We start from the raw sequence: 25378 nt of genomic DNA, 5'->3' as shown, positions 1-25378 counted from the left end.
CTACATACATAATGTAATCCATTCGTCCCTGTGGATCACCTCAAGCCGGTGAATGGGGCCGATTTTGCCCACAACCTCGCCGCTGGGTAAACCTTGTACGATTCGAAGCTGTTCATCATCATAATTCACGATGCCGCGTCCTAACACCTTATTTTCCGGTCCCAGCACCTCAACGACATCTCCGGCATGAAAGCTGCCCTCTACACGGCGTACGCCAACCGGAAGCAGGCTATGTCCTCCGTGTACCAACGCCTCCTCGGCTCCTTGGTCTACATGCACTGAGCCAAGAGGCGTGGACATAAATCCAAGCCATTGTTTTTTCATCGGCAGTGAAGACAGGTGAGTATCAAAATAAGTGCCCGGTCCATGCCCTGCGACGGCTGCGTCCAAATCGCCATTCTCGCTTACGCGACCCACATATACAGGCACACCTCCGCGTGTAGCTACTTTGGCAGCCTCGATTTTGGATCGCATTCCGCCAGTTCCTACTGCTGATCCGGAACCTCCGGCTAATGCATAAACCTCCTCTGTAATTTCCTTGATACGTTCAAAACGTACGGCATTCGGATGCTTGCGCGGGTCTGCCGTATATACGCCATCGGTATCCGTAATGATAATCAAATGCTGGGCCTTGACCAGATTAGCAACTAGCGCAGACAGCATATCGTTATCGCCGAATTTCAATTCGTCAATCGATACGGTGTCATTTTCGTTAAAAATCGGGATAACCTGCTGGCGCAGCAATTCTTCTACAGTCATTCCGGCATTGTTCATCCGTTTGCGGCTCAAGAAGTCACTACGGGTCAGCAGAACCTGCGCGATTACGAGGTCAAAATTTTTAAAAGCCTGCTCATAGGCTTGCATCAGAAGAGCTTGGCCTACGGCAGCGGCCGCTTGCTTTTCATGCAGCAGTTTGGGCCGGAAAGGATACCCAATTTCCCGGAACCCGGCGGCTACAGCGCCTGAAGTAACCAGTAGCACTTCATGGCCCTTTGCACGAAGCAAGCTGATTTCCCTGGCAAAATAAGCGATGGCTTCCCGATTCAGTCCACCTTCCACTCCAGTCAGGGAGCTGCTGCCGATTTTAATGACAATACGTGTTGACAAGATGTCCACTTCCTTAATATTACTCTTTTTAATGCAAAAAAACTTCCATCCTTTGTATAAAAAGGACGAAAGTTTGTGCTTCCGCGGTACCACCTTCATTGATGATTCATGATCATCCCACTTGAACCCTGTTAACGGCAGGAACCGCCTGATTGCGCAGGGCGCTCGGGGATAGGAGTTGGGAGAGAGTCCAGGTAAATTCTTGCAGCCTATCGGAATTTACTCTCTGAACAGGACTGAGCCTCTCTTAATAGTCCCTTCAACGCGCTAAATGATATTGGATACAGAATACCACGAAAAGACCAAGTTTGGCAAAGAAGTTGTAGCTGGAAAATACGGCTTAACCAAACAGGTTTAGTTTGCCGATTCGATCAGCCGCCTCGGCCAGTCGAGCCTCTGAGCTCAGAAGCCCTGCTCGTACATATCCTTCGCCGCCGCTACCGAACCCAATCCCTGGAGCGACAGCTACCTTGGCTTCACGCAGCAGCAGATCCGCAAAGGAAGCCGAAGTATAGCCCTGCGGCACGGGCAACCAGCTGAAGAAGGAGCCGCTTGGACGCGTCGCCTTCCAGCCTATTTGCCCAAGGGCATCATAAAAAGCGTTACGGCGTGATTCATAGCGAGCAACCAGCTCGGTTACGCATTCCTGTGAGGACGTCAGGGCTGTCGCCGCTGCTGCCTGAATGCCGCCAAATAGGCTGACATAAATATGGTCCTGTAGCAAATTAATCAGCGAAATGATTTTGGCATTACCAAGCGCGAAACCAACACGCCAGCCTGCCATATTGTATGTTTTGGACAAGGTATAGAACTCAATTCCAACATCCTTAGCCCCCTCGGCCTGAAGGAAGCTTACAGGCCGCTTGCCATCGAATCCAATAGCGCCATAAGCAAAATCACTGGCAACCACAATACTGTTACGTAGCGCAAATTCAACCGTTTCCTCGTAAAAAGAAAGTGGAGCAGTTGCCGAAGTCGGATTATTCGGATAGTTCAGGAACATTAATTTGGCGCGGCGGCGATCTTCTTCGGTAATGGCTTCATAATCGGGCAGGAAACGGTTCTCTTCCTTTAAGGGGAGGAAGGACATTTCCGCTTTAGCCAAGGCTACGCCAGACCAGTAATCGGGGTAGCCGGGATCAGGGACGAGGCACACATCGCCGGGATTAAGCAGAACTTGCGGTAGCTGAACCAAGCCTGTTTTTCCGCCAAACAGGATGGCGACCTCGCTTTCCGGGTCAAGCGTTACACCGTAATCCTCCTGATAGCGCTGGACAATGGCTTCTTTGAGAAAGCTGTAACCGCGAAAAGGTGAATACTTATGATACAGCGGGTTATCCGCTGATTCCTGCAAAGCTTTAACAATATGAGAAGGAGTGGGAGTATCCGGGTTTCCCTGTCCGAGATTAATGACATCATGCCCTGCTGCAATTTCACGGTTTACATTTTGTACAAGTGTGGCAAAAAATTGAGTGGGTAACTGTTTCATGATGTCAGCGGAGGGAATAGAAAAATGAGTCATCCATGCACACGACCTTTTGGAATAGTTTAAGAAACAATCTATCACGATTTTACCGAGTTGTATAGGGGGAATTAAGCTTGCATGGGTTGCGTAATCCAGACTAATCGGGCTATGATGGGAGAAAATACCGGACAATGGGGCACGGAAAGTTCCGACTCACAGAGAGGATGAAGGATTTTGACGTATCAGAAAGCTCAGCCATTCGGTGTGGCACTTATACAAGCTCATATAGAAATAGGAAATCCCCCGGAAAACAACACTCATATTCGATTTTTAATGGAACAAGCGGTAAAGGCCGAACAGAAGCCGGATCTGATTGTACTGCCGGAAATGTGGAATACAGGCTATGCCTTGGATCGCATTCAAGAGCTGGCGGACGAGGAAGGAACGGTGACTCGGGCATGGATAGCGGCGTTTGCCGCCACACATCAAGTTAATATAGTAGCCGGATCGATCGCAGAAAAAAAGAGCGACGGTCATGTGTATAATACAATGCTCGTTTTTGACCGCACAGGCACAGAGGTGGCTTCGTACTCCAAAATTCATCTGTTCCGACTTATGGATGAAGAGAAATATTTACAGCCTGGCGAGGAAAAAGTGGTATTTGCACTGGATGGCGGGATACAGGCTGGAGCGTCAATCTGTTACGATATCCGTTTTCCTGAATTGGCCCGCAGCTTGGCCATGTCCGGTGCAAATTTGCTGATCGTACCCGCAGAATGGCCCCATCCACGGCTTCATCACTGGCGCACCCTGCTGACCGCACGGGCTATTGAAAATCAAATGTACGTCATTGCTTGTAACCGTGTAGGTCGTAGTGGAGATACCGATTTCTTCGGGCATTCGCTCATCATCGATCCGTGGGGAGAAATCATGGCCGAGGGTGGAGATCAGGAGGAGATTGTCACAGGGTTCATTGAGTCTGCATTGGTTCAGGACGTGCGTGGGCGTATTCCGGTGTTTGAAGATCGGCGACCCTTACTGTATGACAGATAATCAGTGTAGAAAGGATTAATCCATGCTTAAGGAACGTATTGAATTTTTGTGTAAAAAGAAAAACCTGTCCCGTAAAGAGTTGGTAGACGGATTAGTTACACCTGCACATTTTGCGAATATACTGGCTGACCGTTACCCGATGGCTGAGGATCTGGCTGAGCAAATTGCTGAGCGGCTAGGTGTACAACCTTCCTACCTATTGCGTGCATCGGCAGAAGATGAGGAGACGCTGGCTACAGCGGATAAGATTTTCACAGAGCTGTCCAAGCTGGGTAACACCACGACAGAAAGCTATGTGGATCACCTGGAGGATCGCAATGATTCGCTTGTCGTGGAAATGACGACTTATTTGATGAAGGCTGTTTATTTTCAGCAGATCAATGACCCAACGGCCTACGAATATTTACATCAAACCTATTTGAATTTTTACTTGGAGAAGTTTGGTCGCTCGGATGAGGTGGAGCTGCCTGCACCGCTAAAAAAAGCAATTTTATTTTATAAGATTCAGTATTTCCGCTCTAAAAACCATTATTATGATGTACTAAATAGCGTTACGCAACTGATCCGCCTGGTGGAAGAGGGGACGGAAAACTGGCTCAATGCGCAAAACATTATGATGGAGGCCTGCATTCAGGTCAAGCAATTTGATCAGGCAAAGCAGGTGTTCGAGCAGACGATGCGCAGGGTATATGACGACCGGCTTTTTCATCGATTGACGGGTCTGTATGTAGCTTACAGCGGTTATTGTTTTGCTATGGGGTCTGTACAGGAGGCACTGTTAACATTGTCTATGGCGGAAGCCAATTTGGTCTATTTGGAAAATGCAGCAGATATGCTTACGACGATCCTGAACAATCGGATTATTATGCTGACGTCGATTGGCGAGCTGGATAAGGCCTTGGAGGAAGTGGTGCGTTTTGAAGCACTGGTAAGCCGGGAGCGCGAGGAAATGCAGCAAATGATGCTGCCTGTTACGCTGATATATCGTTGTGAGATCGCATTTTCCCGGAAAAACTGGGGGCTGCTCTCACAGCATCTGGATCAGCTGCGCAAAACTAATCTGACAACGGATCAGCAAATGGGACTTGATTTTTATGAAAGCCAGCTTGCGCTTGCCCAGGGAAATCAGGATGCTTTTTGGGTGCATGCTCAGCAATGTTTGCCTTATTTTGAAGCCCTCCAGCATCCTACGCGACTTGAGCAGCTATATGAAACGCTGGCTGTAGTGTCCGAGGATAGCCGTCGCTATAAAGAATCATCAGCGTATTATCGTAAACTGGTGTATCTTTTGCGTAAAAAATAGTATGCGTGCACTTGTTTTGCGCAAAACGATTGGACGATCATACGAAAGAATGCTCCGAATTGAGCAAAATTTTGTGTAAACCATGCCAAAGTTCAAAAATAAACTGATAAAATGCAGTTTAAAGCTGCTGTTTTTTCGGTTTTTTTGTATGTGCCAAAACGTATTGTGATGCCGGATACCGTCTTATATACTGAATTCATAAGGAACAACAATACAGTATACGAGGTGCAGCTACATGATGAACTTTTTCAGCAAGAAGAAAAAACAGCAGGATGCGATAGAACATGCAGATCAACTGATGAATAAGGGATTGTCTGGATTATTTATGAAAGGTCTAATCCCCCAGGAGCAGCGGGAACAGATCAACCAGAGTTTAAACTCGGCAAGGCAAGCCCAAACGGCGGCTAACGGTGGATTGGCGATGGCAGCGACTGCAGTTGTCATTTCGGTAACAGATACTGGGAAACTTGTGAATTTTGATCCGATTGTGGTGCTTGTACTAGATGTGACGGAAGTAAGCGGCAACCGATACCAAAAAACGCTGGAAACCCTCGTTTCCAAGCTGCAAATTCCGCGGCCCGGAGATACAGTGGGGCTGGGGAGCAATCCGATAAATCCATCAGAACTCATTTATATGGGACTGGTGACAGCGTAAGATGAATAGAGTCGGTACGCCTTTCTTACGGGCATATTTATTAAACAGATGATTGGAAAAGGGGTTTTGGAGAATGAAAGGATTTTTGAGCCTGATCGGGATACTTCTAGTGTTTGGTGTAGGGTTTTCACCTTTTCTGGCTGAATATTTATGGGATGATCCATTTTTGATTATGGAGGCGCCATGGTATCGGCCGTTAATTTACACAGGCTTTGCGCTTATATTTCTGCCTGGCATTTTAGGTCTATTTTTTGGAGGGGGTAAAATCAAGAAGGGTGTTCCTGGAGTGGGAATCATTACAAGTGTCCAACAAACAGGCACATATATAAACAACCAGCCGCAGGTAAAGCTCGGGTTGACCGTAACCAAGCAGGGAGAAGACAAATATGATACTGTTTTGACGACGATTATTCCATTGACCTCCATGGCTCAATTTCAGCCAGGCACAATCATTCCCTTGATCATATCAGAGAAAAATAAAATGAAGGTAGGTCTTGACCTGAAAGGTCAGGTGTCGCAAATGGATTTGCAAACGTTAATGAATGAGCAGATGGTCAAGCAGGGCGTATCGCCTGAGCTGATGGAAATTGCCAAAACCGGCGAGCAGGCCTATGCGAAGATACTGGATGTCACACCCATGGGGGAAGCGGGGCCCAATAAAATCAAGCTTCAATTCACACTGACGGTAACGAAAAGCAATGGCGAAACATTTAATGTAACCACGCAAAAGGATGTTTTTTCTTCCCAACTATCCAAACTGCAGCAGGGAGGTATTGTAGAGGTTATCTATTCGCCTCAAGATCCTTCGAAACTGGTTATTAAGACACAAGTGAGTGAAGATGACGTGCAGCAAGCGTTTGGTTCTTCCCGATAAAAAAAATGTCCCATCTGTTTCAGATACAGCCTATAGGTGTATTATAATAGTATCCCGACACCAGGAGGTTGATAACGATGGATAACCAAAGTAGATCCGAACTGGCGAATAGGGATGGCCTGTCACGGCCGAGAGGCTTAAATAGACAGGTTGTCGGAAATAACTATGAAATGGGCTATGATCAGGATAAAAGTCCACCACATGTAGGGACACCCTGATCACAACAAGGCGAGGACAGGCACTTTGGGATCACACAGCACATTGGAACTGAGGTAGGACATTCTTGGGATACCAAGACTAGAGACCTTAAGGAAAGAAGTGATGCGGGATGGATAAAGTGGAGTTTCCGAGCAAGCGTAGAGTAATCAGGCGAGGCTGACATGAAATTTAAATGAAAACGAAATGTGGTTCGTTGAAGACAGATGGAAGCAACACGCAACAGTGAATCGAACCCGTGAACTAAATGCAGTGTTGAAAGTATAGGGGCGAAGCCCCAGGACCGTTTTCCTCTCTGGCTGGCTGGGGAGGAAGACGGTCCTTTCCATATTTGCTCCTACTTTTGAGAAAGTTGCTTGACTGTTTCTCGGAAGGTATCAATAAAGGCTTCAGCAGCTTTAGACAAATAACGTCCGTTGCGGTAAGCAATCGCCAGAGTACGGCTGGGGGTAGGTTCGGCTAGTGGCAGCAGTGCTGGAACAAACTCGCTGCTGGCGGCACGGGCAATAAAACGGGGGACCAGTGTCACACCCATGCCTGTCGCGACGAGCGATTGGAGCGTCTCCATATTAGTGCTTTCAAACACCACATGGGGTTCAAAGCCTGCTTGATGACATAGATCCATCGTCAGCTTGCGAAAGCCTTGTCCTTTTTTCAGGACAACAAAAGGCTCGTCTTTAAGTTCTTCCATATGCACGGGTTGCGGCTGAGTACCGTTCTTACGCAGGGCTAGGGGGTGACCCGGAGGAACAGCGAGATCAATCCATTCTTCACCGATGGGTACATAAGAAAGTGTAGGCTCTACTAAGGGGAGAGAGAGTAGGCTGAGGTCTGTATCGCCACTGGCCGTTTTTTTCTCCAGATTCATGGATGAATCTTCGACTAACACGATTTCAATGTCTGGATGCGCCTTCTTAAATACAGGCAGAACATGTGGTAGCAGGTGGGAGCCCGTGATAGGCATACTGCCAACGACGACCTTCCCTTTTCTCAACTGAGAGATATCGTCCATTTCTTGTCGGAGCTGTTCCACCGCATCGACTATTTTTTTTGCCTTTTCCACAAAGCTTGCTCCAGCATGGGTTAGTTCCACCGTGCTGGTGTTGCGCTGAAATAGCAGCACCCCAAGTTCTTTTTCCAGTTTGGATAATTGTTGGCTCAACGAGGGCTGAGCAATGTGCAGTTTTTCAGCGGCGCGGGAGAAGTTTTTTTCCGCTGCAATTTGCAAGGTGTACTGAAGCTGTCTGAATTCCATCGTACTTTACGCTCCTTGTCTTATAAGCTATTCCTATTACATCATAGACTGATTATACAATAATAAAATTAAATGCCCAGTCCTAACAAATTTCATGTGTCACACCAGTCAGCAAGCAGCTGTTTGTTCCTGCAAAAGCTGCATTTGAAGCTAAAGGAGCCAAGTTTTCTGCGGACACGAAAGTCATCACGGTAACCAAAGGCAGTAACAAGCTGGAGTTTCCAGTATACAAAAGTATTGCTACATTGAATGGTAAACATTCCACGCTCAACGGTGTAATCGTATTTAACGGCATTGATTATTTTGTACCCCAACAGGCGATTGATTTGATTCAGTAATAAAACAAAACCATCGATAAAAGCTGTTTCCTCTTTAAAGGAGGAGGCAACTTTTTTTGTGTATAGATGAATACAAAGTTTAAAAGTTGAGAATGAAATTGATTTTCAGAAAATGGGATTTTCTGTGAAACTAGTCACGTTATCTTCTCTCTAATGTTGTTAGAATAATACATGTACGACATAGGCCACTGATGATGTAAAGTCCGGATGGACGAGGGAAGAAGGGATGAGTCACGGACGAATTATTACTGCGTCTGGTTGATGGCAAGGAATGGACGCATACGGAAATGACGGAGCTGCTGACACGTCTGGATAGTGAGCCGACGCTACGAGCTCAACTGCGCCAACTGGCAGCTCGCACCAAATTGGAGCGTTATGGAAAAGGTGTTTTTTTACGAGGACTAATTGAATTCTCAAGTATATGTCGTCAGGATTGCATGTACTGTGGACTGCGCGCTTCGAATAAACAGGCAGACCGTTACCGGTTGAAGCCGGAAGAAATTCTGGCCTGTTGCGCGGAGGGGTACGAACTGGGCTATCGGACCTTTGTTTTGCAAAGTGGGGAGGACTACTGGTTTACGACTGCCCGGCTGACGAAACTAATTCGGGAAATTAAAAGCCGGTTTGCGGATGTGGCGGTTACATTGTCCATCGGTGAACGGGATGACGAAACTTATGAGCGACTATATGAGGCGGGTGCGGACCGTTTTTTGCTTCGGCATGAGACAGCTTCTCCCAGTTTGTACGCCAAGCTGCATCCGACAATGACGATCGAAAGCAGGCGCAGCCGTCTGCAAGCGTTGCAGCGTATCGGATTTCAGATTGGGGCTGGATGTATGGTGGGATTGCCGGGACAAACGAACAGCGAATTGGCAGACGATTTGGTTTATTTGCACAGCCTGTCACCAGATATGATCGGGATTGGCCCTTTCTTACCGCACAGCAATACGCCACTCCGTGATGCCAGTCAGGGAAGCATGGAAAAGGCGCTTGATATCATTTCATTATCCCGATTGGTCGTTCCAGATGCGCTTATCCCGGCATCCACGGCCATGGGAACGATTCATCCCCAAGGAAGGGAGAAGGCGCTTCAGGCGGGAGCAAATGTGGTGATGCCTAATTTGTCGCCACTGGCGGTGAGACCGAAGTATGCCATTTATGAGAATAAAATATGTTTGGGCGATGAGTCTGCCCAATGTCGGCATTGCTTGGAACTTCGGATCCGTGGAGCTGGATTTGAAGTCGATATGGGACGTGGAGATAGTTTGAGAGTACAACGTCAGCTTTTGAGACAAGAGACTTTATGAGGTCGTAACGGAAACATTGCAGTAACCATAAATAAGGAGATGGGTATACGTGAGTGGAGTACGAGAGAAAGTGTCGGCGGATTTTATTAATGAAGCGGAGATTATGGCCGCTGTGGAGCAAGGGAAACAAGAGGCAACAAATCGACAGCGCATTTTGGGAATTTTAGAAAAGGGTAGAGCCTGCCGCGGACTGAATGCGAGTGAAGCGGCGGCTCTTTTGCATGTAGATGATCCAGAATTATTGGAAGAGATGTTCAAAGCATCACGGGCAGTCAAAGAGCAAATTTACGGCAACCGGATTGTACTGTTCGCTCCTTTATATGTAAGCAACCATTGCGTTAATAACTGCGAATACTGTGGCTACAAGCATACCAATGACAGCTTTACACGTAGTCGCCTGACTCCGGAGGAATTGGTAGAGGAGGTTAGAGTGCTTCAAGAACTGGGACACAAGCGACTCGTACTGGAGGCGGGAGAAGACCCTGTTCATTGTCCTATCGACTATATTGTCGATTGTTTACGCCAGATTTATGAGGTCAAGGTAGATAACGGCAGCATCCGGCGGATCAATGTAAATATTGCATCTACAACCGAGGAGGACTATCGGAAGCTGGCAGAGGTGGGTATTGGGACGTATATTTTATTTCAGGAAACATATCACCGGGAAAGCTACCGTAAATTTCACTTACAAGGACCAAAACGGGACTTTGATTGGCACACCACCGCAATGGACCGAGCCATGCGTGCGGGTATAGATGATGTGGGAATCGGTGTATTATACGGTTTGTATGATTTCCGCTATGAAACTGTAGCGATGCTGAAACATGCCGAGCACTTGGAAGAAACCTTTGGCTGTGGGCCTCATACAGTCTCGGTTCCAAGATTGCGCCCAGCTGAAAATGTGGACCTGGAACGATATCCATATCTGGTCAACGATGAGGATTTTATGAAAATTGTATCCGTTCTTCGACTGGCTGTTCCTTATGCTGGTATGATCCTGTCCACACGCGAGGAGCCAGAATATAGAGACCGTGTCATCGGCCTAGGCGTGTCACAGATTAGTGCAGGTTCAGCTACAGGCGTAGGGGCCTATGCAAAACAGGACACGGAAGACAAGCCCCAATTTGAGGTGGGAGACCATCGCTCACCATCAGAAATTATTAAAAGTTTGTGCCGTGGCGGATATATGCCGAGCTACTGTACAGCTTGCTATCGTGAGGGACGAACCGGAGATCGCTTCATGGAACTTGCTAAATCTGGACAAATTCACAATGTGTGCCAGCCCAATTCGCTGCTGACCTTCCAAGAATATCTACTGGATTATGGGGACGAGGAGGCACGTGAACTAGGAGCTGCTGCGCTGCGAGAGAATCTGGAGCGTATACCACGTGAATCGACGCGCCGTTTGACGCTTGACAGACTCGAACGATTGGAAGCTGGCGAGCGCGATTTGTATTTTTAGTAATTTATATTATGGGTAGTATCAATCACGTCATGAAATTCTCATTTTTATATTAATAGGAATTGAAAATAAAAAGCAGTCGCGTTGGAATCAGCGCGGCTGCTTTTGTATGTCAAGAGAAAAAGTATTAATGACTAGATTTTAAGAATAACTTTCGGCTTCAGCCGCTTGCTCCCATGCCAGCATAGCGGATGGAAAACATTCAATAGCCCGGGGAAAGACACCCTGTACATAAGCGATGAAAACACCATAGTTCACAATCGGCACCCCGGCGGCTTTCGTTTCAGACATCCGGTGAAGCATTGTACGCCGATTGAGCATACAGGCACCGCAATGAATAACCAACGCATATTCACTCAAGTCGTCAGGGAAACTGGAGCCAGATGCATGCTCAATAATGAGGCGTTTGCCTATCGTTTGACGGAGCCAACGAGGGATTTTTACTCGACCAATATCGTCAGATTGGCATTGGTGAGTGCAGGCTTCGGCAATGAGCACACGGTCTCCATCCTTGAGGCGATCAATGGCTCTTGCTCCTCGCACCAGTTCGTCCAGATCGCCCTTGTGACGGGCGAACAGAATGGAGAAAGAGGTAAGAGGTACATCCTTGGGCGTATCGGCTGCGACTTTCATAAAGACCTGTGAATCGGTAATGACCAGGCGAGGCTTGTTCCCCAGTCGCTCTAGCGTCAAGCGTAGTTCATGCTCTTTGGTCACTACAGCGATAGCATCGCTCTCTAGCGTATCACGGATCGTTTGCTGCTGCGGCAGAATCAATCGACCCTTTGGTGCAGCTTTATCGATGGGAACCACCAGCACGACCAGATCGCCAGGTGACAACAGGTCACCTACGATGCGGAAGCGATCTTCGTTTTGGGGGAGTGTATTCGTGATGGCTTTTTTCAGTTCTGTGTCCCCACGGAGCAAAGAAGCACTGAAAGGAATCAGTGTGAGATTCAATTCGGTCTCCAGTGTTGCAGCCATCGGATCTGATTCAGCAAGGGTGTCTATTTTATTAAGTACCCCAATGACAGGAATCTTTTTGGCGCGTAGCTTTTCAAGTAGTTCATGCTCGAATGGACCGACGCCAACAGTGGCGTCGATGACGAGCAGAGCCAAGTCTGTACTATTAACAATTTCTAGCGTTTTGTTGCGGCGCAGCTCCCCGATCTCACCCTCATCGTCCAGTCCGGCGGTATCCACCAGAACAATAGGACCCACAGGGAGTAGCTCCATCGGCTTGAAAACGGGGTCCGTAGTCGTTCCTCCCACAGGAGATACCACAGCAGCGGGCTGGCCGGTCAAGGTGTTCAGAATGCTGGATTTGCCTGCATTTCGGCGACCAAGCAGAACGATATGCGGTCGGTTACTTCTCGGGGTATCATTCATTCCCATGGTGAGTTCCTTCTTCCTGCCCTGGAATTCCAGGCTTTGTAACGGTATAGGGATGGCACAATTGGTCAATCCGCGCACGGGTCAGTTGACCACGATCCTCTGCAATATCCTCAGGTGAGCGACCCTGTGCAATGGCTGCTGATGCAATGGAAGCAGCTTCATCATAGCCAAGCTCTGCGACCAGTGCGGAAGCCATCACAGCTGAGTTGCGCAGATTATCAGAGCAGCGTTCCTCATGTACGATCAGACCGCGAACACACCGTTCCTCGAATAGTTGAATAGCATTGCTGAGAATATGCAGTGATTCCAGCAACGACTCGGCAATCAACGGCAGGAACGCGTTCAGCTCCAGCTGTCCAGAGGCAGCAGCCATTGTTATAGCTGCATCATTGGCCATCACGCGCATTGCTGTCAATCCGGCCATTTCAGCCATCACCGGATTGACCTTGCCAGGCATAATAGAGGAACCAGCTTGAACCGGAGGTAACATATATTCACCGATACCACCGAAAGGACCAGAGGCCAGCAGACGAAAATCGCCAGATATTTTGAGCAAATTTACCGCAGCGGATTTGAGTAGACCCGATACCTCCACGAAGACATCCATATTTTGAATGGGGTCCATGGGGTGGTCGCTACGGCATAGCCCTAATCCAGTCTCATCCGCCAGCTTTTCGACCATTCGGTAGCTATAGGCCCGAGGCGCATTCATACCTGTGCCAATCGCTGTGCCTCCTATAGGGATTTCTCGCAGCCTTTCTTCGGCTTTATAGAGGCGCCAACGGTCACGCGCTATAGCTTTTGCGTTGGCACCAAAGCCTTGCCCGGCCATCATGGGCAGGGCATCCATTAGCTGTGTGCGACCTAATTTGAGCAGGTCGGCATATTCTATTTCTTTTTGCTGGAAAGCAGCTTGTAACGAAGACATCGTGTCACATAAAGGGCGCAGCAGGCGTATTGCTGCAATTCGTAGCGCCGTAGGATAGACATCATTCGTAGATTGGCAGCAGTTGACATCATCCAGCGGATGTACAAGCTCATATTGTCCCGGCTGTCCCCCTAGATGTGTGACGGCCAAATTAGCAATGACCTCATTCACATTCATATGGGTACTAGTGCCTGCGCCGCCTTGCATGGCATCCACGGTAAACATATCTTGATGCCGTCCGGTGAGTAATTCGTCGCAAGCATTTACAATGGCAGATACCCGGCGGGCAGGTATCCGTTTTTGCTCACCATTGACTTGAGCAGCCATTTTTTTCACCAATATAAGAGCCTGGATCAGGTTTCTGTTCACAGGTCTGCCGCTGACTGCAAAATTGTTCATCGCGCGCGCGGTGTGAATACCATACAAGGCATCCACAGGAATGTCCATGTCTCCGAGTGCATCCCGTTCAGTACGCATAACTTTGACCAGCGGAGAAGACGGGTTCATGTCATAGACCTGTCGCCGGAATGCGTGTCATATGCAGCAGTTGACGTGCACTTGCAGCTCGTTTTTCCTCAACCCGGGCATGAACCAGATCTGGCTCGACCAGCTTGAGGGCTTGAGTTGGACATTTTCCAATACAGGCTGGTCCGCCGTCGACCCCTTCGCACAAATCACATTTGCTGGCGATCATGCGCTCTTTGGGTTGCAAACGACCTGACACATTAGTGTACAGACCATCTTGCACGACAGGCTGACCGTCTTTATATTGAGGCACCATAGTAATCGCACCGTAAGGGCAGGCGATCATACAGGTTTTACAGCCAATGCAGCTTTCGCTGTTAATAAGAATGCAGCCGTCTGCGTTCGTAATGGAGCCGTTCGGGCAAGCATTAGCACATGGAGCATCCTCACAGTGACGACACTGGACAGGCGCGGTGACTCCAAAGGATTTGATCACCTTGAGGCGAGGGTGAAAATGAAACTCGTCATCTGGCGAGATAAAAGGGTTCTCCGGTGAATGTGCGATAACACAGGCGATTTCACAGGTGCGACAGCCGATACACTGATCGGGATCAGCTAAAACAAAGCGATTCATACTAACTCGACTCCTCTCTAACTAACGACAAATTATAACTTCTAATGATTTATCTCTATGTGTTGAACGTACTAATGAACGGGATAATCGTTATGTCCTTTGACGGACATATCACTGCTGCTGTGGCTCTGCCTGCCGGGTCCACGCTTTTGAAAGGTCGTGTGCAGGAGATGGTGTGATACATGACCTAGTGGCTCGCCTAGAAATTCATCGTACAGCTTGATAATAAAAGGATTCTCATGCGATTTGCGCACTTGAGATGCAGCATCATGTCCATAGATGGACGATTTGCGTGCACGATAAGCCTCGACTTTTTGTTTTTCCAACATGAGCTTGGGTTGCCCTCCTCCGCTGATACATCCAGCTGGACAGCCCATCACCTCAATAAAATGATAATCACATTCGCCAGCCTGCACACGATCCAGGAGCTGATAGGCATGTTGGAGTCCAGCGACGACCGCTACCTTGAGCTGCAAATCGCCCACCTGTACCTCTGCTACTCGAATGCCTTCCTCGCCACGGACAAAATCCAGCTGGAGCTTTGGCAGCTTTTCATTCGTCAGCAGCTCATAGCCTGTACGGATGGCAGCTTCCATAACTCCTCCAGTTACACCAAAAATAGTGCCAGCTCCTGAATATTGTCCTAACGGGGCATCGAATTCTTCATCAGGCAGGTTCATAAAATCAATGCCTTGTTGTTTGATCCAGTATGCAAGCTCACGTGTGGTCAGCACCTCATCTACATCACGATAACCGTCGGATTCCATTTCAGGACGATCGCACTCAAATTGTTTACAGGTACAAGGCATAATCGCAACGCTGTAAATATTCGCTGGTTCGACCTCATCCAGTTGAGCACCATAGGTCTTGACCAGTGCTCCCACCATTTGCATTGGTGATTTGCAACTAGATAGATGGTCTAGCAGATCGGGATATTCGATCTCGGCAAAACGGACCCAAGCTGGACAACAGGATGTAAACATCGGTAATGGTCCACCCTGGGTTACGCGGCGAATCAGCTCGGTGCCTTCTTCCATGATGGTTACGTCAGCTCCGAAATTCGTATCATATACTCGATCAAAGCCGAGGCGACGAAGGGCAGCAGCCATTTTGCCGGGCGTTAGTGTACCAAATGGCATACCAAATTCCTCTGCGAGAGACACGCGAATGGCTGGGGCGCACTGAACGATCCGAAGCTGTCCTGGTTTCTTCATCATGTCTGCTACCTTATTTAGGCTATAGCTATAATAGGCAGCAAATAGTGGCTCGCCGATGTCGGCAGGCATATCGCGTTTACGTATACGTTCCTGACGTTGGGCGGCAGCTGCCTGCGGAGATGAATCTGCCCAATCTGAGGCGTATACGCTGCAGATTTGCACACATTGACCGCAAATAACACAGCGGTCTGCGTTCACAGTTTGAGGTTCTCCAGGCAACCCCTCTATGGCATCTACCGGACAAACACCCGCACAGCGTCGGCATCCAGTGCAGAGCGTTGGGTCAATATGAATGACAGGGTCTGTAGAATCAGACGTCCTCATACAAGGAGGCGAAGAGATCTTGTCTGTTGTTGACATGGTTTTCTACCTTTCTGCGGCTGATTTTGACCTTACAGGCGTGGGAAAAAGACTTCCCGCCGAGGCTCTGGAGGCGAGTCGGATATGCCTTTGGCCAGCCGTAGCACATGATTTGGACAGGCCTCTACACAAGCAGGCTGTCCGTTCTCTGTTTCCGCGCACAGATCGCATTTGCTTGCCGCAGTGCGGGGAAGCGTGGTTCGATTTGCACGGTTAGTCAGACCGGACTGCGTGACAGCGCGCCCGGCTCGATAGACTGGAGACACCTCGATTGCCCCGAAGGGGCAGGCCAAGACACAGGAGGTGCAACCGATGCATCGGTCCTCATCAATCATGACTACGCCGTCCTCCTGGCGAATGGCCTGCACCGGGCAGGCATGTGCACAGGGGGCATTTTCACAATGCCGGCACTGCACTGGCACGTACGTATCTCCGGCGCGCACCACATATACCTTGGGAACCACAGGCACACTGACGGTTCCGACCGAAGCGCCTATACCCCCCGCCTGCCCATGAACGGCGAAGCACGCCAGTTCACAGGCTTTGCAGCCAATACATTGCCCGCCGTCTGCAACGACGAATGAGGAGGCAACAGCACTTGTTCTATCGGCTGACCCCATTCTGTTTGTCGGACGGCTCAGCGTGTTTCGCGCGCCGCTCATCTCGTCACCTTGTCAGCTAAAACGGCTTCCTGAACGTTCATTTGTTTACGAATCTGTTGGTATGATTCATGTACATCACGTTCAGCCTGCGCTTGGTCGGCAATCCGCTCCAACCGGATGGCACAGTATTTTAATTCCGGGGTCTTGGATACCGGGTCGAGAAAATCGGCGGTCAACTCGTTACATGCTCCGACCCACCAGTGATAGGTCATATAGGTCGCACCTTTCTGCACACGGTCACTGATTTGTGCCCGCGCCATAATGCGTCCCCGACGTGAGGAGATAGCCACAATTTCGCCATCCAGAATGTTCAGCTCTGCTCCGTCTTCTGGGCTAATCTGAATAAATCCAGGCTCATCAGACAACTGGCGCAATGCACGGCAGTTACCAGTCATAGTACGCACCGAGTAATGACCTACCTCACGGACTGTAGATAAGACAAGCGGGAATTGGGCATCCGGTTGTTCTTGCGGCGGGCGCCATTCGCAAGCGAATAATCGGCCTTTACCACTAGGTGTGGAAAATTGGTTGCCTTTGTACAAATACGGTGTACCTGGATGATCCTCTGTAGGGCATGGCCATTGTACGCCGCCTTGTTCCTCCATTTTCTGATAGCTGGCACCAGCGAATAAGGGACTTAGGCTTCGCATTTCATCCCAAATTTCCTCTGTGTTTGCATAGGACATAGGGTAGCCCATAGCAGTAGCAACCTCGCTAATAATAGCCCAGTCTGGCTTTACATCACCCTGAGGCTCGACGGCCTTGCGGATGCGCTGAAAGCCACGGTCTGCCGAAGAATACACCCCGTCATGCTCGCCCCAAGCGGTAGAAGGGAGGATGACATCCGCATGCAGTGCCGTCTTGTTCATGAAAATATCCTGAACCACGACAAATTCCAATTTTTCCAGCGCTTCACGCAGCTCGGCAGCGTTCGGATCACTTTGTACAGGATCTTCGCCGAAGATATAATAAGCCTTCAGTTTGTTCTCTTTCAGAATGAGATGTGGTACTTCTGTAAGTGAATATCCCTTTTTGCGCGGTAGCTCAACACCCCATGCTTTTTCAAACTTTTTACGAACTGCGGTGTCGATGACATCCTGGTAACCAGGATACACATTGGGTAATGCACCCATGTCGCAGGAGCCCTGAACATTGTTTTGTCCACGTACAGGGCCAATACCAACATTCGGTTTGCCCAGATTACCAGTAAGCAGGGCAAGGGAAGCAAGACCTTTTACTACATCAACGGCCTGTGAAAATTGACATACGCCCATTCCGTATAGAATTGTAGCGGTAGGAGCTTTGGCATATTCCCTCATAGCCGCCCGAATGTCAGCAGCCTTGACACCTGTAATGCCTTCCGCATATTCAGGTGTATATTTTTTAATGCTTTCTACATATTCGGCAAAGCCTTCTGTGTTTGCTTCGACATATCGTTTGTCGTACAGCCCTTCATGTACTAGCACATGACCAAAGGCGTTCACCAAAGCCATGTTCGAGCCGCCTTTTAGAGGTAGCCACATATCCGCGATGCGTCCTGTTTCAGTCATACGCGGATCACATACAATAATTTTGGCACCTCTTTGCTTGGCAGCTACAATACGTCTTGCGACGATAGGATGCGTTTCGGGCGCATTGTATCCAAACACGAAAAGGAGATCTGAATGTTCGATTTCAGGAATAGAGTTGGACATAGCCCCATCCCCAAGCGAGTAAGTCAAACCTGCTACGGAAGGGCCGTGGCATACACGGGCACAGTGATCAATATTATTTGTGCCAATGACTGCCCGCATGAACTTTTGCATGACATAATTGGCTTCATTCCCCGGACCGCGTGCGGAGCCCGTCCCCATGATAGAGTCAGGTCCATACTTTTCCTTAATTGCTGACAGCCGTTCGGCAGTATACTGAATGGCTTCATTCCATTCCACTTCCTCCATGACTCCATTTTTGCGAATCATGGGCTTGCGCAAGCGTGCAGTCAGAATCTGTGGATCATTCAGAAAATCCCACCCGTAATGTCCCTTCAGACACAATGTTCCTTCATTTGTACGGCCATTAGCTGGCTCTGCGCCAATTACCTGTCCTTTGTCCACTAGCAAATGAAGCTGACAACCGCTTCCGCAGTATGGACATACTGTTAATACTTTGTCTGCCATGTGTGCAGCACCTCTTTTTATATGAAATAGATGAAACTCGTAACATGAAAAAAAGCCAATACAAAAATGCCGCTTTACGCTGCATCCTGTACTGGCTTATCCGCGAGCGAGGAGCTAATCTCCTTCCCGCTAATCCAACCGGGGTATGTGCTGTAATTCACAAGTAATGATAATATGTCCGTCTCCATGGACGGAGGGGCAGACCTCCCAAGTGTAAGTGAAGGGACTGCCAAGTGTTTTTTCGGCTTCCCTCATAAACTCCTTTTCCAGATAAGGACGAAGGACGTTCCAGTAATCACTGACCTTTTCCACAGCGCCTTCATGAACGAGAATTTCGGACAAATTAGACAAAGTACCCTGGATCTCTACTGTAACTCGGAGTGGTGAGTCCAGAGAGACCTTAACGTTGTCCGGTCCTTTCCCTCGGTAATGCTTGACAATACATACGGCCAGCTTCCTGATGCGCTCTCGGTATTCCAATTCGGTATTCAACATCTGGACACTCCGCTTCGAATCAAAATAAAGGCGAACTTGCCGCGCATGCCAGACAGCCTCTGTAGCTAAATTAGAACAGGAAGTAAATGTCCCGACCAAAATGGTCTGCCCAGCACGGCGTATCACTCTTCTATGGTAGAACAGGTTGACCTCGAAAGATGTGAAATTCATTACACCAGACCAAAATTTTACATGAATTAGATTAGAGGGAGACACCTAGTTATAGGTCAAAACTATTACTTCTATAGATATCATATCTTAGACCAATCAGGCATGCCATGGTATATTGTTGACATCCAAGAGAGAGCTGTACAGCTTCTCTCCACTAGGTTCGAAAAACACAGGGGTGAATATTGATGAGTAAAAAGACCATGTTCGAGAAAATTTGGGATAACCATGTCATCTATCAGGAAGCGGGCAAGCCGAGTATTTTGTACATTGATCTTCATCTCGTGCATGAGGTAACTTCACCGCAGGCGTTTGAGGGCCTCCGTCTTAGTGGGCGCAAGGTACGTCGTCCAGAGCTCACGTTTGCTACAATGGATCATAACGTACCGACCAAAGATCGTTACAATATTACGGACCCGATTTCCAAGCAGCAGATTGATACATTAACTCAAAATTGCCGCGATTTTGGTGTCACACTATATGATCTGGATACGGTGGATCAGGGTGTCGTTCACGTTATGGGACCTGAACTAGGTCTGACTCATCCGGGGAAAACGATTGTTTGTGGCGATAGCCATACCTCCACTCATGGTGCGTTTGGAGCACTCGCTTTTGGTATCGGAACCAGCGAGGTAGAGCACGTATTGGCAACCCAATGTCTCCAGCAAGCAAAAGCAAAAACGATGGAGGTTCGTTTTGTAGGGCGTCGCAAACCTGGGGTGACAGCCAAGGACATGATTTTGGGTGTCATCGCCAAATACGGTACTGATTTCGCTACAGGCTATGTTATTGAGTACACGGGCGAGTCCATCCGCGAATTGAGCATGGAAGAACGCATGACAGTGTGTAACATGTCCATTGAAGGCGGAGCCAGAGCAGGTATGATTGCGCCAGACGAAACGACTTTCAACTACTTGCGTGGACGCGAGCATGTGCCACAAGGTGATGCTTTTGATCAAGCAGTTGCTGAGTGGAAAGAGCTTGTCACCGACGAAGGCGCCGAGTTTGATGTCGTACTGGAGTTTAACGTGGATTCCTTAATTCCACAAGTAACGTGGGGCACCAGTCCGGGCATGGGTACAGATATTTCCTCAACCGTACCAATTCCGGCAGAATTACCGACAGAAAACGAACGTAAAGCAGCTGAAAAAGCGCTTGAATATATGGATTTGAAGCCAGGCACACCAATCACGGATATTGCGATTGACTATGTGTTTATCGGTTCTTGCACCAACGGACGGATTGAAGATTTGCGCGCTGCGGCCGAGGTAGCCAAGGGCTACAAGGTTTCTGACAAAGTCACAGCAATTGTCGTACCTGGTTCGGGTCGTGTGAAAATTCAGGCTGAACAAGAAGGACTGGACGTCATTTTTCAAGAAGCAGGATTTGAATGGCGCGAAGCGGGTTGCAGCATGTGTCTTGCGATGAATCCAGATGTACTTCAACCGGGGCAGCGTTGTGCTTCAACTTCTAATCGTAACTTTGAAGGTCGTCAGGGACGCGGAGGACGCACTCACCTTGTATCTCCGGCCATGGCAGCCGCTGCGGCGATTCATGGACACTTTGTTGATGTACGGGATTGGAAATTCAAGCAGGAAGAAGTTGTCCGCTAGGATACGGAGGAGGAATTTACGATGGAAGCTTTCACAACTTTAAAAGGAATTGTAGCGCCTGTGGATCGGGTGAATGTGGATACGGATGCTATTATTCCTAAGCAATTTTTGAAACGAATCGAGCGTACAGGTTTTGGGCAGTTTTTGTTCTACGAGTGGCGGTTTGATGAGGCAGGTAATATTAATCCTGAATTTGAACCGAACAAGCCTCGTTATGCAGGAGCCTCTGTGCTAATTTCTCGCGCCAACTTTGGCTGCGGCTCCTCTCGTGAGCATGCGCCGTGGGCCATCATGGACTATGGGTACCGTTGTGTAATCGCGCCTTCTTTTGCGGATATCTTCTATAATAACTGTTTTAAAAACGGTATTTTACCGATTAAGCTGTCTGAAGAACAAGTAGAGGAATTGTTCCAGCGCACGGAAAAGCATGATGGCTATCAATTGAACATAGACCTGAATGAAAAAACAATCACTGACGATTACGGTCTGCATATTGAATTCGATTTGGATGAGCATCGTCGTCAATTTCTGTTGCAAGGTTTGGATGATATTGGCTTGACACTCCAGCATGAGTCTGAAATTCTGGCTTATGAGCAGAAACGTGCGGCAAAACAAGGCGCATAATGCTAATTTCCAGTTCAATTTCAATAGAAGGAATATAGTTGATTTATTTGATAAACAGACAGCCCGTACTGGCAACTCTTTTGCCTGCGGGCTTTTGTTATGTTTAGATCATAAATTGGTAAATAAGGGGTTGACGGTTCGACTCAACATGGTATTGTAAATGTAAAATGGTTGATGGATTGTATCTGTGAAGAAACATAAAAAATACATAAATAAGTTAGGGGAATGAGGATGAAGAAATATGGTTGGGTGATACTAGCGGCTATTATGATTTGGTTATGGCCGTCCTCCCCTCATGTAAATGCGGCTGGAGCAGAATTGTTTTTGGATGGCAAAAGGGTGGAAGCGCCTGCAGATGCCAAGCCTGAAATGGTCAATGGTAAAATCATGGTACCGCTCAGGGTGGTTGGCGAGCAGCTTGGATACCAGTTTAAGTGGGAACCACAAGCCTATAAAATTTCAATTCAAAAAAATAGTACCGATATGTCTATGTATGTAGGCCGTACATCGGCTGATGTGAATGGAAAAACAGTCAGTTTGGATGCACCGCCTGTGCTGCGGGGCAGCTCGACCATGGTTCCCTTGCGTTTTGTTGGGGAGCAAATGGGATTAAAAGTAGATTGGAATAATCAAAATAAATCCGTAAACCTCAGTCAGAAGATGGCAACTCAACAAGCGGATAAGCAGTCTCAATCCCAACAATCGTCGCAAACGTCAACACAGAGCACAAAAAGTACAACTAAAACGTCTGCAGCAACAGTGACGACATTAGCTCCAGTTGAAGCAGACAAGCATTCGGAAGCCGTTTCTTCACCATCCAAGGAGTCGAAGGCGGAACAGACTGCTGCAAATGAGCTGCTTGTACAAAACATTTCCTTTGATAATGAAACGCTAAAGATTTCTCTGAACAAAGACCTAACTCCTAAAGTATCCAAAATGACGGGACCTGACCGTATAGTTGTTGATTTACCGGAGGCTTCACTATCAACAGATCTTCTTCAGTCGTTTCCGGTTCGCAAGGATGGCACGCGGGCGTTGACGATTAGTGACAGTCAGGATGTACAGGAAATCAGATTTGCTCCTGCGGATGGAACAAAAGGGGGTGCTCGTATCGTCATTGTATTAAACCAGGTGCGTGATTACGATCTTTCAACAAACGGCATAGGAGATATCACCCTTAAGTTACGTGAACGTAGTGTGAATCCGGAGATAGTAGCACCAACGAATGTCGAAGGACGGCGAATTGTCGTAATTGATCCAGGACATGGCGGCAAGGACCCTGGAGCAGGCAGTGTGACTGGACGACATGAGAAGGAATTTACTTTGGCGGTAGCATTAAAGGTTCAGCAGCTTCTTCAAAATGATCCTGCTATTCAAATTGTATTAACTCGCGATGGAGATACGTACCCTACGCTGGATGAACGGCCACAGCTCGCTAATAATCAACAGGCTAGCGTGTTTGTTTCCATTCATGGCAACAGCATGCCAGCTTCTAATAACGGAAAAGCCAATGGCTCTGAAACCTATTATGCACGTCAGGAAAGTCTGAGCCTCGCCACGATCATGCACAAACATCTTGTGGCTGCAACCGGGTTCAAGGATAATGGCATTAAGGTGGCAAACCATGTGGTGACGAGAAAATCACAAATGCCCGCTGTATTGCTGGAATGTGGCTACCTTAGTAATCTGTCCAATGAAGCGGCCATGTTTACAGAAGAAACACAGCAGAAGATTGCCGAAGGTATTGTCGATAGCCTAAAGGAGTATCTTGGAACAGACACAGGGATAACTGGAACACTCAATTAAGAATGCTCGCAAATAAAAGCTACTTTTTCACCTTTTGATGAAAATTCATGGGGGGTGAAAAGTAGCTTTTTTTATTTTTTTGACTGTGACTTTTGACGGAAAGCGAATGGTCTATATTTTTAGTCAAAATTCGACAAAAATAGTTCTTTGGCACGTATATTTCTGTTATGATGGAATATATTCGCAACTTTTGGTGTGAGATAACGTCTATAAGGTTGTCTGATATTACATAAGCGCGTATATCAGGTCGCCGCACCGGAGCATGTGGCAAAAAAATTATGAATGGAAGGGTGACGAATGAAGAAATTTGGTTTTTTGTTGTTATTATTTGTCTTCATGTGGGCGGTTCCGGGTTATGGACATGCGGCTTCGAGTGGAACACAGATCTATCTCGACGATCAACAGTTAAGTGTCCCTAGTGGGGCTAAGGCACAAGTTATTGGCGGAAGTACGATGGTTCCGCTACGCGTAATTTCTGAAAATTTGGGATATGACGTGACGTGGAAGCAGCAGGCGCGAACCATAACGATTGAGAAGGACAGTACCTCGATCCGAATGATAATCGGAAGTAAGACGGCGACTGTCAATGAAAGCGATATTAGTCTGGATGCTTCGCCTCTGCTGCGTTCCGATTATGCCCTTGTACCGCTTCGCTTTATCGGCGAGCAAATGGGACTGGACGTAAAATGGGACAGCAGCTCCAAGTCCGTAAAATTATATACCCGCAACAGCGGGTCTGGAAACGGGGAATTTACACCTCCTAAGTCCGGAAATAACAGTACAGGTACAGGCAGTGTAACTGCACCAGCCAATAATGCAGATTCAGGTGTGACGCAGGTGCAGGGGGTTAGCTTTAGCCAAAACCGTTTAACCATCACAACAGCGAGTGCCGTCAAGCCGAAAGCGTTTACGATGACAGGCCCCGATCGGGTAGTGGTGGATTTGCCAGCGACGGCGTTTGCTGATAATTTTGGAGACCAGCAGAAGCTGGATAGCAATTTGAATGGTTCGCTGGACATTGAAAATGAAGCGGATGTGTCTGGGGTCCGTTATGCTTTATTTCAAAAGGAACCATCAACGGTGCGTGTTGTTATTGATCTGAAACATGCCATGAATTATACCGCATATAATGATGGATCAAATCATGTGATCGTCGATCTGGCTTCCAAGGATTCGGTGAATACGACGCCAGACGCAACGTTACCGGACGGGTCACAGCCAGATGATACGCAGACATCTCCAGTGAACAGCAATGGTAAAAAGATCGTTGTTATTGATGCTGGACATGGAGCAAAAGATTCCGGAGCAGTGGGTGCTTCAAGAAAAAATTATGAAAAAACCTTCAACTTGGCGATGGCTCTGAAAGTAGAAAGCATATTAAAACAGAATCCGAATATTGAGGTTGTGTTAACACGTAGCGATGATACTTTTTTAGAGCTTAAACAGCGTGTAAAAGTGGCTGAAAATCTTAAAGCTAACGTATTTGTATCCATTCATGCTAACAGCAGCGGTAGCTCGGCTTCCAATGGTACAGAGACGTATTACCAGCGTAGTGCAAGCAAAGCGTTTGCTGACGTTATGCATAAGTACTTTGCTCCTGCGACAGGTCTGACAGACCGAGGCATTCGTTATGGAAATTTCCATGTGATTCGGGAAACGACTATGCCGGCTGTTTTGCTTGAAGTAGGATATCTGAGTAATCCAAAAGAGGAAGCAACACTGTTTGATGGGGATTTCCAAAACCGGGTAGCTCAAGGGATTGCAGATGGAATCACAGCGTATCTCGGTGTAAAATAAATCTTCAACAAACCGCTTGC

The 25378-nt window shown here is 47.9% G+C and carries 23 protein-coding genes; 13 read left to right on the top strand and 10 right to left on the bottom strand.

Annotated elements, in window-relative coordinates:
* Together proB and FKV70_RS05485 are read right to left on the bottom strand one after the other, a co-directional pair.
* Positions 1-1206 (bottom strand): glutamate 5-kinase, encoded by a 1206-nt coding sequence (gene proB, locus FKV70_RS05490; protein ID WP_142612055.1) that lies wholly within the window; start codon positions 1204-1206, stop codon positions 1-3.
* Between the two features lie 241 nt (positions 1207-1447).
* Positions 1448-2629 (bottom strand): pyridoxal phosphate-dependent aminotransferase, encoded by a 1182-nt coding sequence (locus FKV70_RS05485; RefSeq protein ID WP_142612054.1) that lies wholly within the window; start codon positions 2627-2629, stop codon positions 1448-1450.
* A gap of 177 nt (positions 2630-2806) precedes the next feature.
* Between FKV70_RS05485 and FKV70_RS05480 the strand changes: the two genes are divergently transcribed.
* From FKV70_RS05480 to FKV70_RS26055, 5 genes are all read left to right on the top strand, one after another.
* A complete protein-coding gene (locus tag FKV70_RS05480; RefSeq protein WP_142612053.1) occupies positions 2807-3625 on the top strand; it encodes a carbon-nitrogen family hydrolase in 819 nt (272 codons plus the stop codon).
* Between the two features lie 22 nt (positions 3626-3647).
* Positions 3648-4928, top strand: a complete 1281-nt coding sequence (locus FKV70_RS05475; RefSeq protein ID WP_142612052.1) for a helix-turn-helix domain-containing protein — start codon at positions 3648-3650, stop codon at positions 4926-4928.
* 235 nt (positions 4929-5163) lie between these two features.
* The gene (locus FKV70_RS05470) at positions 5164-5583 is read left to right on the top strand and encodes a hypothetical protein (RefSeq protein ID WP_142612051.1); all 420 of its coding nucleotides are present in this window, start codon (positions 5164-5166) and stop codon (positions 5581-5583) included.
* Between the two features lie 73 nt (positions 5584-5656).
* Positions 5657-6457, top strand: a complete 801-nt coding sequence (locus tag FKV70_RS05465) for a DUF3592 domain-containing protein (RefSeq protein ID WP_142612050.1) — start codon at positions 5657-5659, stop codon at positions 6455-6457.
* Positions 6458-6534: 77 nt separating this feature from the next.
* The gene (locus FKV70_RS26055; protein ID WP_167669711.1) at positions 6535-6675 is read left to right on the top strand and encodes a hypothetical protein; all 141 of its coding nucleotides are present in this window, start codon (positions 6535-6537) and stop codon (positions 6673-6675) included.
* A gap of 335 nt (positions 6676-7010) precedes the next feature.
* Here the strand turns inward: FKV70_RS26055 and FKV70_RS05460 are convergent, their stop codons facing one another.
* Positions 7011-7928: a LysR family transcriptional regulator gene (locus FKV70_RS05460; protein ID WP_063213430.1), complete on the bottom strand. Its 918-nt coding sequence runs from the start codon at positions 7926-7928 to the stop codon at positions 7011-7013.
* Positions 7929-8017: 89 nt separating this feature from the next.
* Between FKV70_RS05460 and FKV70_RS05455 the strand changes: the two genes are divergently transcribed.
* The 3 genes from FKV70_RS05455 (at position 8018) to hydG (ending at position 11035) form a co-directional block, all read left to right on the top strand.
* Complete coding sequence (locus FKV70_RS05455) at positions 8018-8266, top strand: stalk domain-containing protein (protein ID WP_341873573.1); 249 nt, start codon at positions 8018-8020, stop codon at positions 8264-8266.
* Between the two features lie 254 nt (positions 8267-8520).
* Positions 8521-9573, top strand: coding sequence for a [FeFe] hydrogenase H-cluster radical SAM maturase HydE (hydE, locus tag FKV70_RS05450; protein ID WP_280115063.1), 1053 nt, complete (start codon positions 8521-8523; stop codon positions 9571-9573).
* 49 nt (positions 9574-9622) lie between these two features.
* A complete protein-coding gene (gene hydG / locus FKV70_RS05445; protein ID WP_142612048.1) occupies positions 9623-11035 on the top strand; it encodes a [FeFe] hydrogenase H-cluster radical SAM maturase HydG in 1413 nt (470 codons plus the stop codon).
* A gap of 141 nt (positions 11036-11176) precedes the next feature.
* Here the strand turns inward: hydG and hydF are convergent, their stop codons facing one another.
* The 5 genes from hydF to FKV70_RS27005 form a co-directional block, all read right to left on the bottom strand.
* A complete protein-coding gene (gene hydF / locus FKV70_RS05440) occupies positions 11177-12430 on the bottom strand; it encodes a [FeFe] hydrogenase H-cluster maturation GTPase HydF (RefSeq protein WP_063213426.1) in 1254 nt (417 codons plus the stop codon).
* A complete protein-coding gene (locus FKV70_RS05435; RefSeq protein ID WP_142612047.1) occupies positions 12417-13865 on the bottom strand; it encodes an aspartate ammonia-lyase in 1449 nt (482 codons plus the stop codon). Before FKV70_RS05435 ends, hydF begins: the two co-directional genes overlap by 14 nt.
* Position 13866: 1 nt before the next feature.
* Positions 13867-14457 carry a 4Fe-4S dicluster domain-containing protein gene (locus tag FKV70_RS05430; protein ID WP_064796445.1) on the bottom strand — a complete coding sequence of 197 codons (591 nt, stop codon included), beginning with the start codon at positions 14455-14457 and terminating at the stop codon, positions 13867-13869.
* 71 nt (positions 14458-14528) lie between these two features.
* A complete protein-coding gene (locus FKV70_RS05425; protein ID WP_244310671.1) occupies positions 14529-16034 on the bottom strand; it encodes a [FeFe] hydrogenase, group A in 1506 nt (501 codons plus the stop codon).
* Positions 16035-16066: 32 nt separating this feature from the next.
* On the bottom strand, positions 16067-16402 hold the full coding sequence (locus FKV70_RS27005) for a 4Fe-4S binding protein (RefSeq protein ID WP_341873572.1): 336 nt from the start codon (positions 16400-16402) through the stop codon (positions 16067-16069).
* Between FKV70_RS27005 and FKV70_RS27000 the strand changes: the two genes are divergently transcribed.
* Positions 16347-16550, top strand: a complete 204-nt coding sequence (locus FKV70_RS27000) for a hypothetical protein (protein WP_341873575.1) — start codon at positions 16347-16349, stop codon at positions 16548-16550. The genes FKV70_RS27005 and FKV70_RS27000 overlap by 56 nt on opposite strands.
* 142 nt (positions 16551-16692) lie before the next feature.
* On the opposite strand, the gene fdhF is transcribed toward FKV70_RS27000, so the two are convergent.
* Both fdhF and FKV70_RS05410 read right to left on the bottom strand, forming a co-directional pair.
* Complete coding sequence (fdhF, locus tag FKV70_RS05415; protein WP_142612045.1) at positions 16693-18855, bottom strand: formate dehydrogenase subunit alpha; 2163 nt, start codon at positions 18853-18855, stop codon at positions 16693-16695.
* Between the two features lie 129 nt (positions 18856-18984).
* Positions 18985-19521 carry a hypothetical protein gene (locus FKV70_RS05410; RefSeq protein WP_231116798.1) on the bottom strand — a complete coding sequence of 179 codons (537 nt, stop codon included), beginning with the start codon at positions 19519-19521 and terminating at the stop codon, positions 18985-18987.
* A gap of 185 nt (positions 19522-19706) precedes the next feature.
* Here FKV70_RS05410 and leuC point away from each other — a divergent pair, with 185 nt between their 5' ends.
* From leuC to FKV70_RS05390, 4 genes are all read left to right on the top strand, one after another.
* Complete coding sequence (gene leuC / locus FKV70_RS05405) at positions 19707-21131, top strand: 3-isopropylmalate dehydratase large subunit (RefSeq protein WP_142612044.1); 1425 nt, start codon at positions 19707-19709, stop codon at positions 21129-21131.
* Positions 21132-21152: 21 nt separating this feature from the next.
* Positions 21153-21755: a 3-isopropylmalate dehydratase small subunit gene (gene leuD / locus FKV70_RS05400; RefSeq protein ID WP_142612043.1), complete on the top strand. Its 603-nt coding sequence runs from the start codon at positions 21153-21155 to the stop codon at positions 21753-21755.
* 231 nt (positions 21756-21986) lie between these two features.
* Complete coding sequence (locus FKV70_RS05395; RefSeq protein ID WP_142612042.1) at positions 21987-23561, top strand: N-acetylmuramoyl-L-alanine amidase; 1575 nt, start codon at positions 21987-21989, stop codon at positions 23559-23561.
* Between the two features lie 297 nt (positions 23562-23858).
* Positions 23859-25358 carry an N-acetylmuramoyl-L-alanine amidase family protein gene (locus tag FKV70_RS05390; protein ID WP_142612041.1) on the top strand — a complete coding sequence of 500 codons (1500 nt, stop codon included), beginning with the start codon at positions 23859-23861 and terminating at the stop codon, positions 25356-25358.
* The last annotated feature ends 20 nt before the right edge of the window (positions 25359-25378 follow it).

This window comes from Paenibacillus ottowii (assembly GCF_006874425.1).
Lineage (GTDB): Bacteria > Bacillota > Bacilli > Paenibacillales > Paenibacillaceae > Paenibacillus > Paenibacillus ottowii.
The sequence above is the reverse complement of the archived record's forward strand: the minus strand, read 5'-3'. Positions and strand labels throughout refer to the sequence as shown.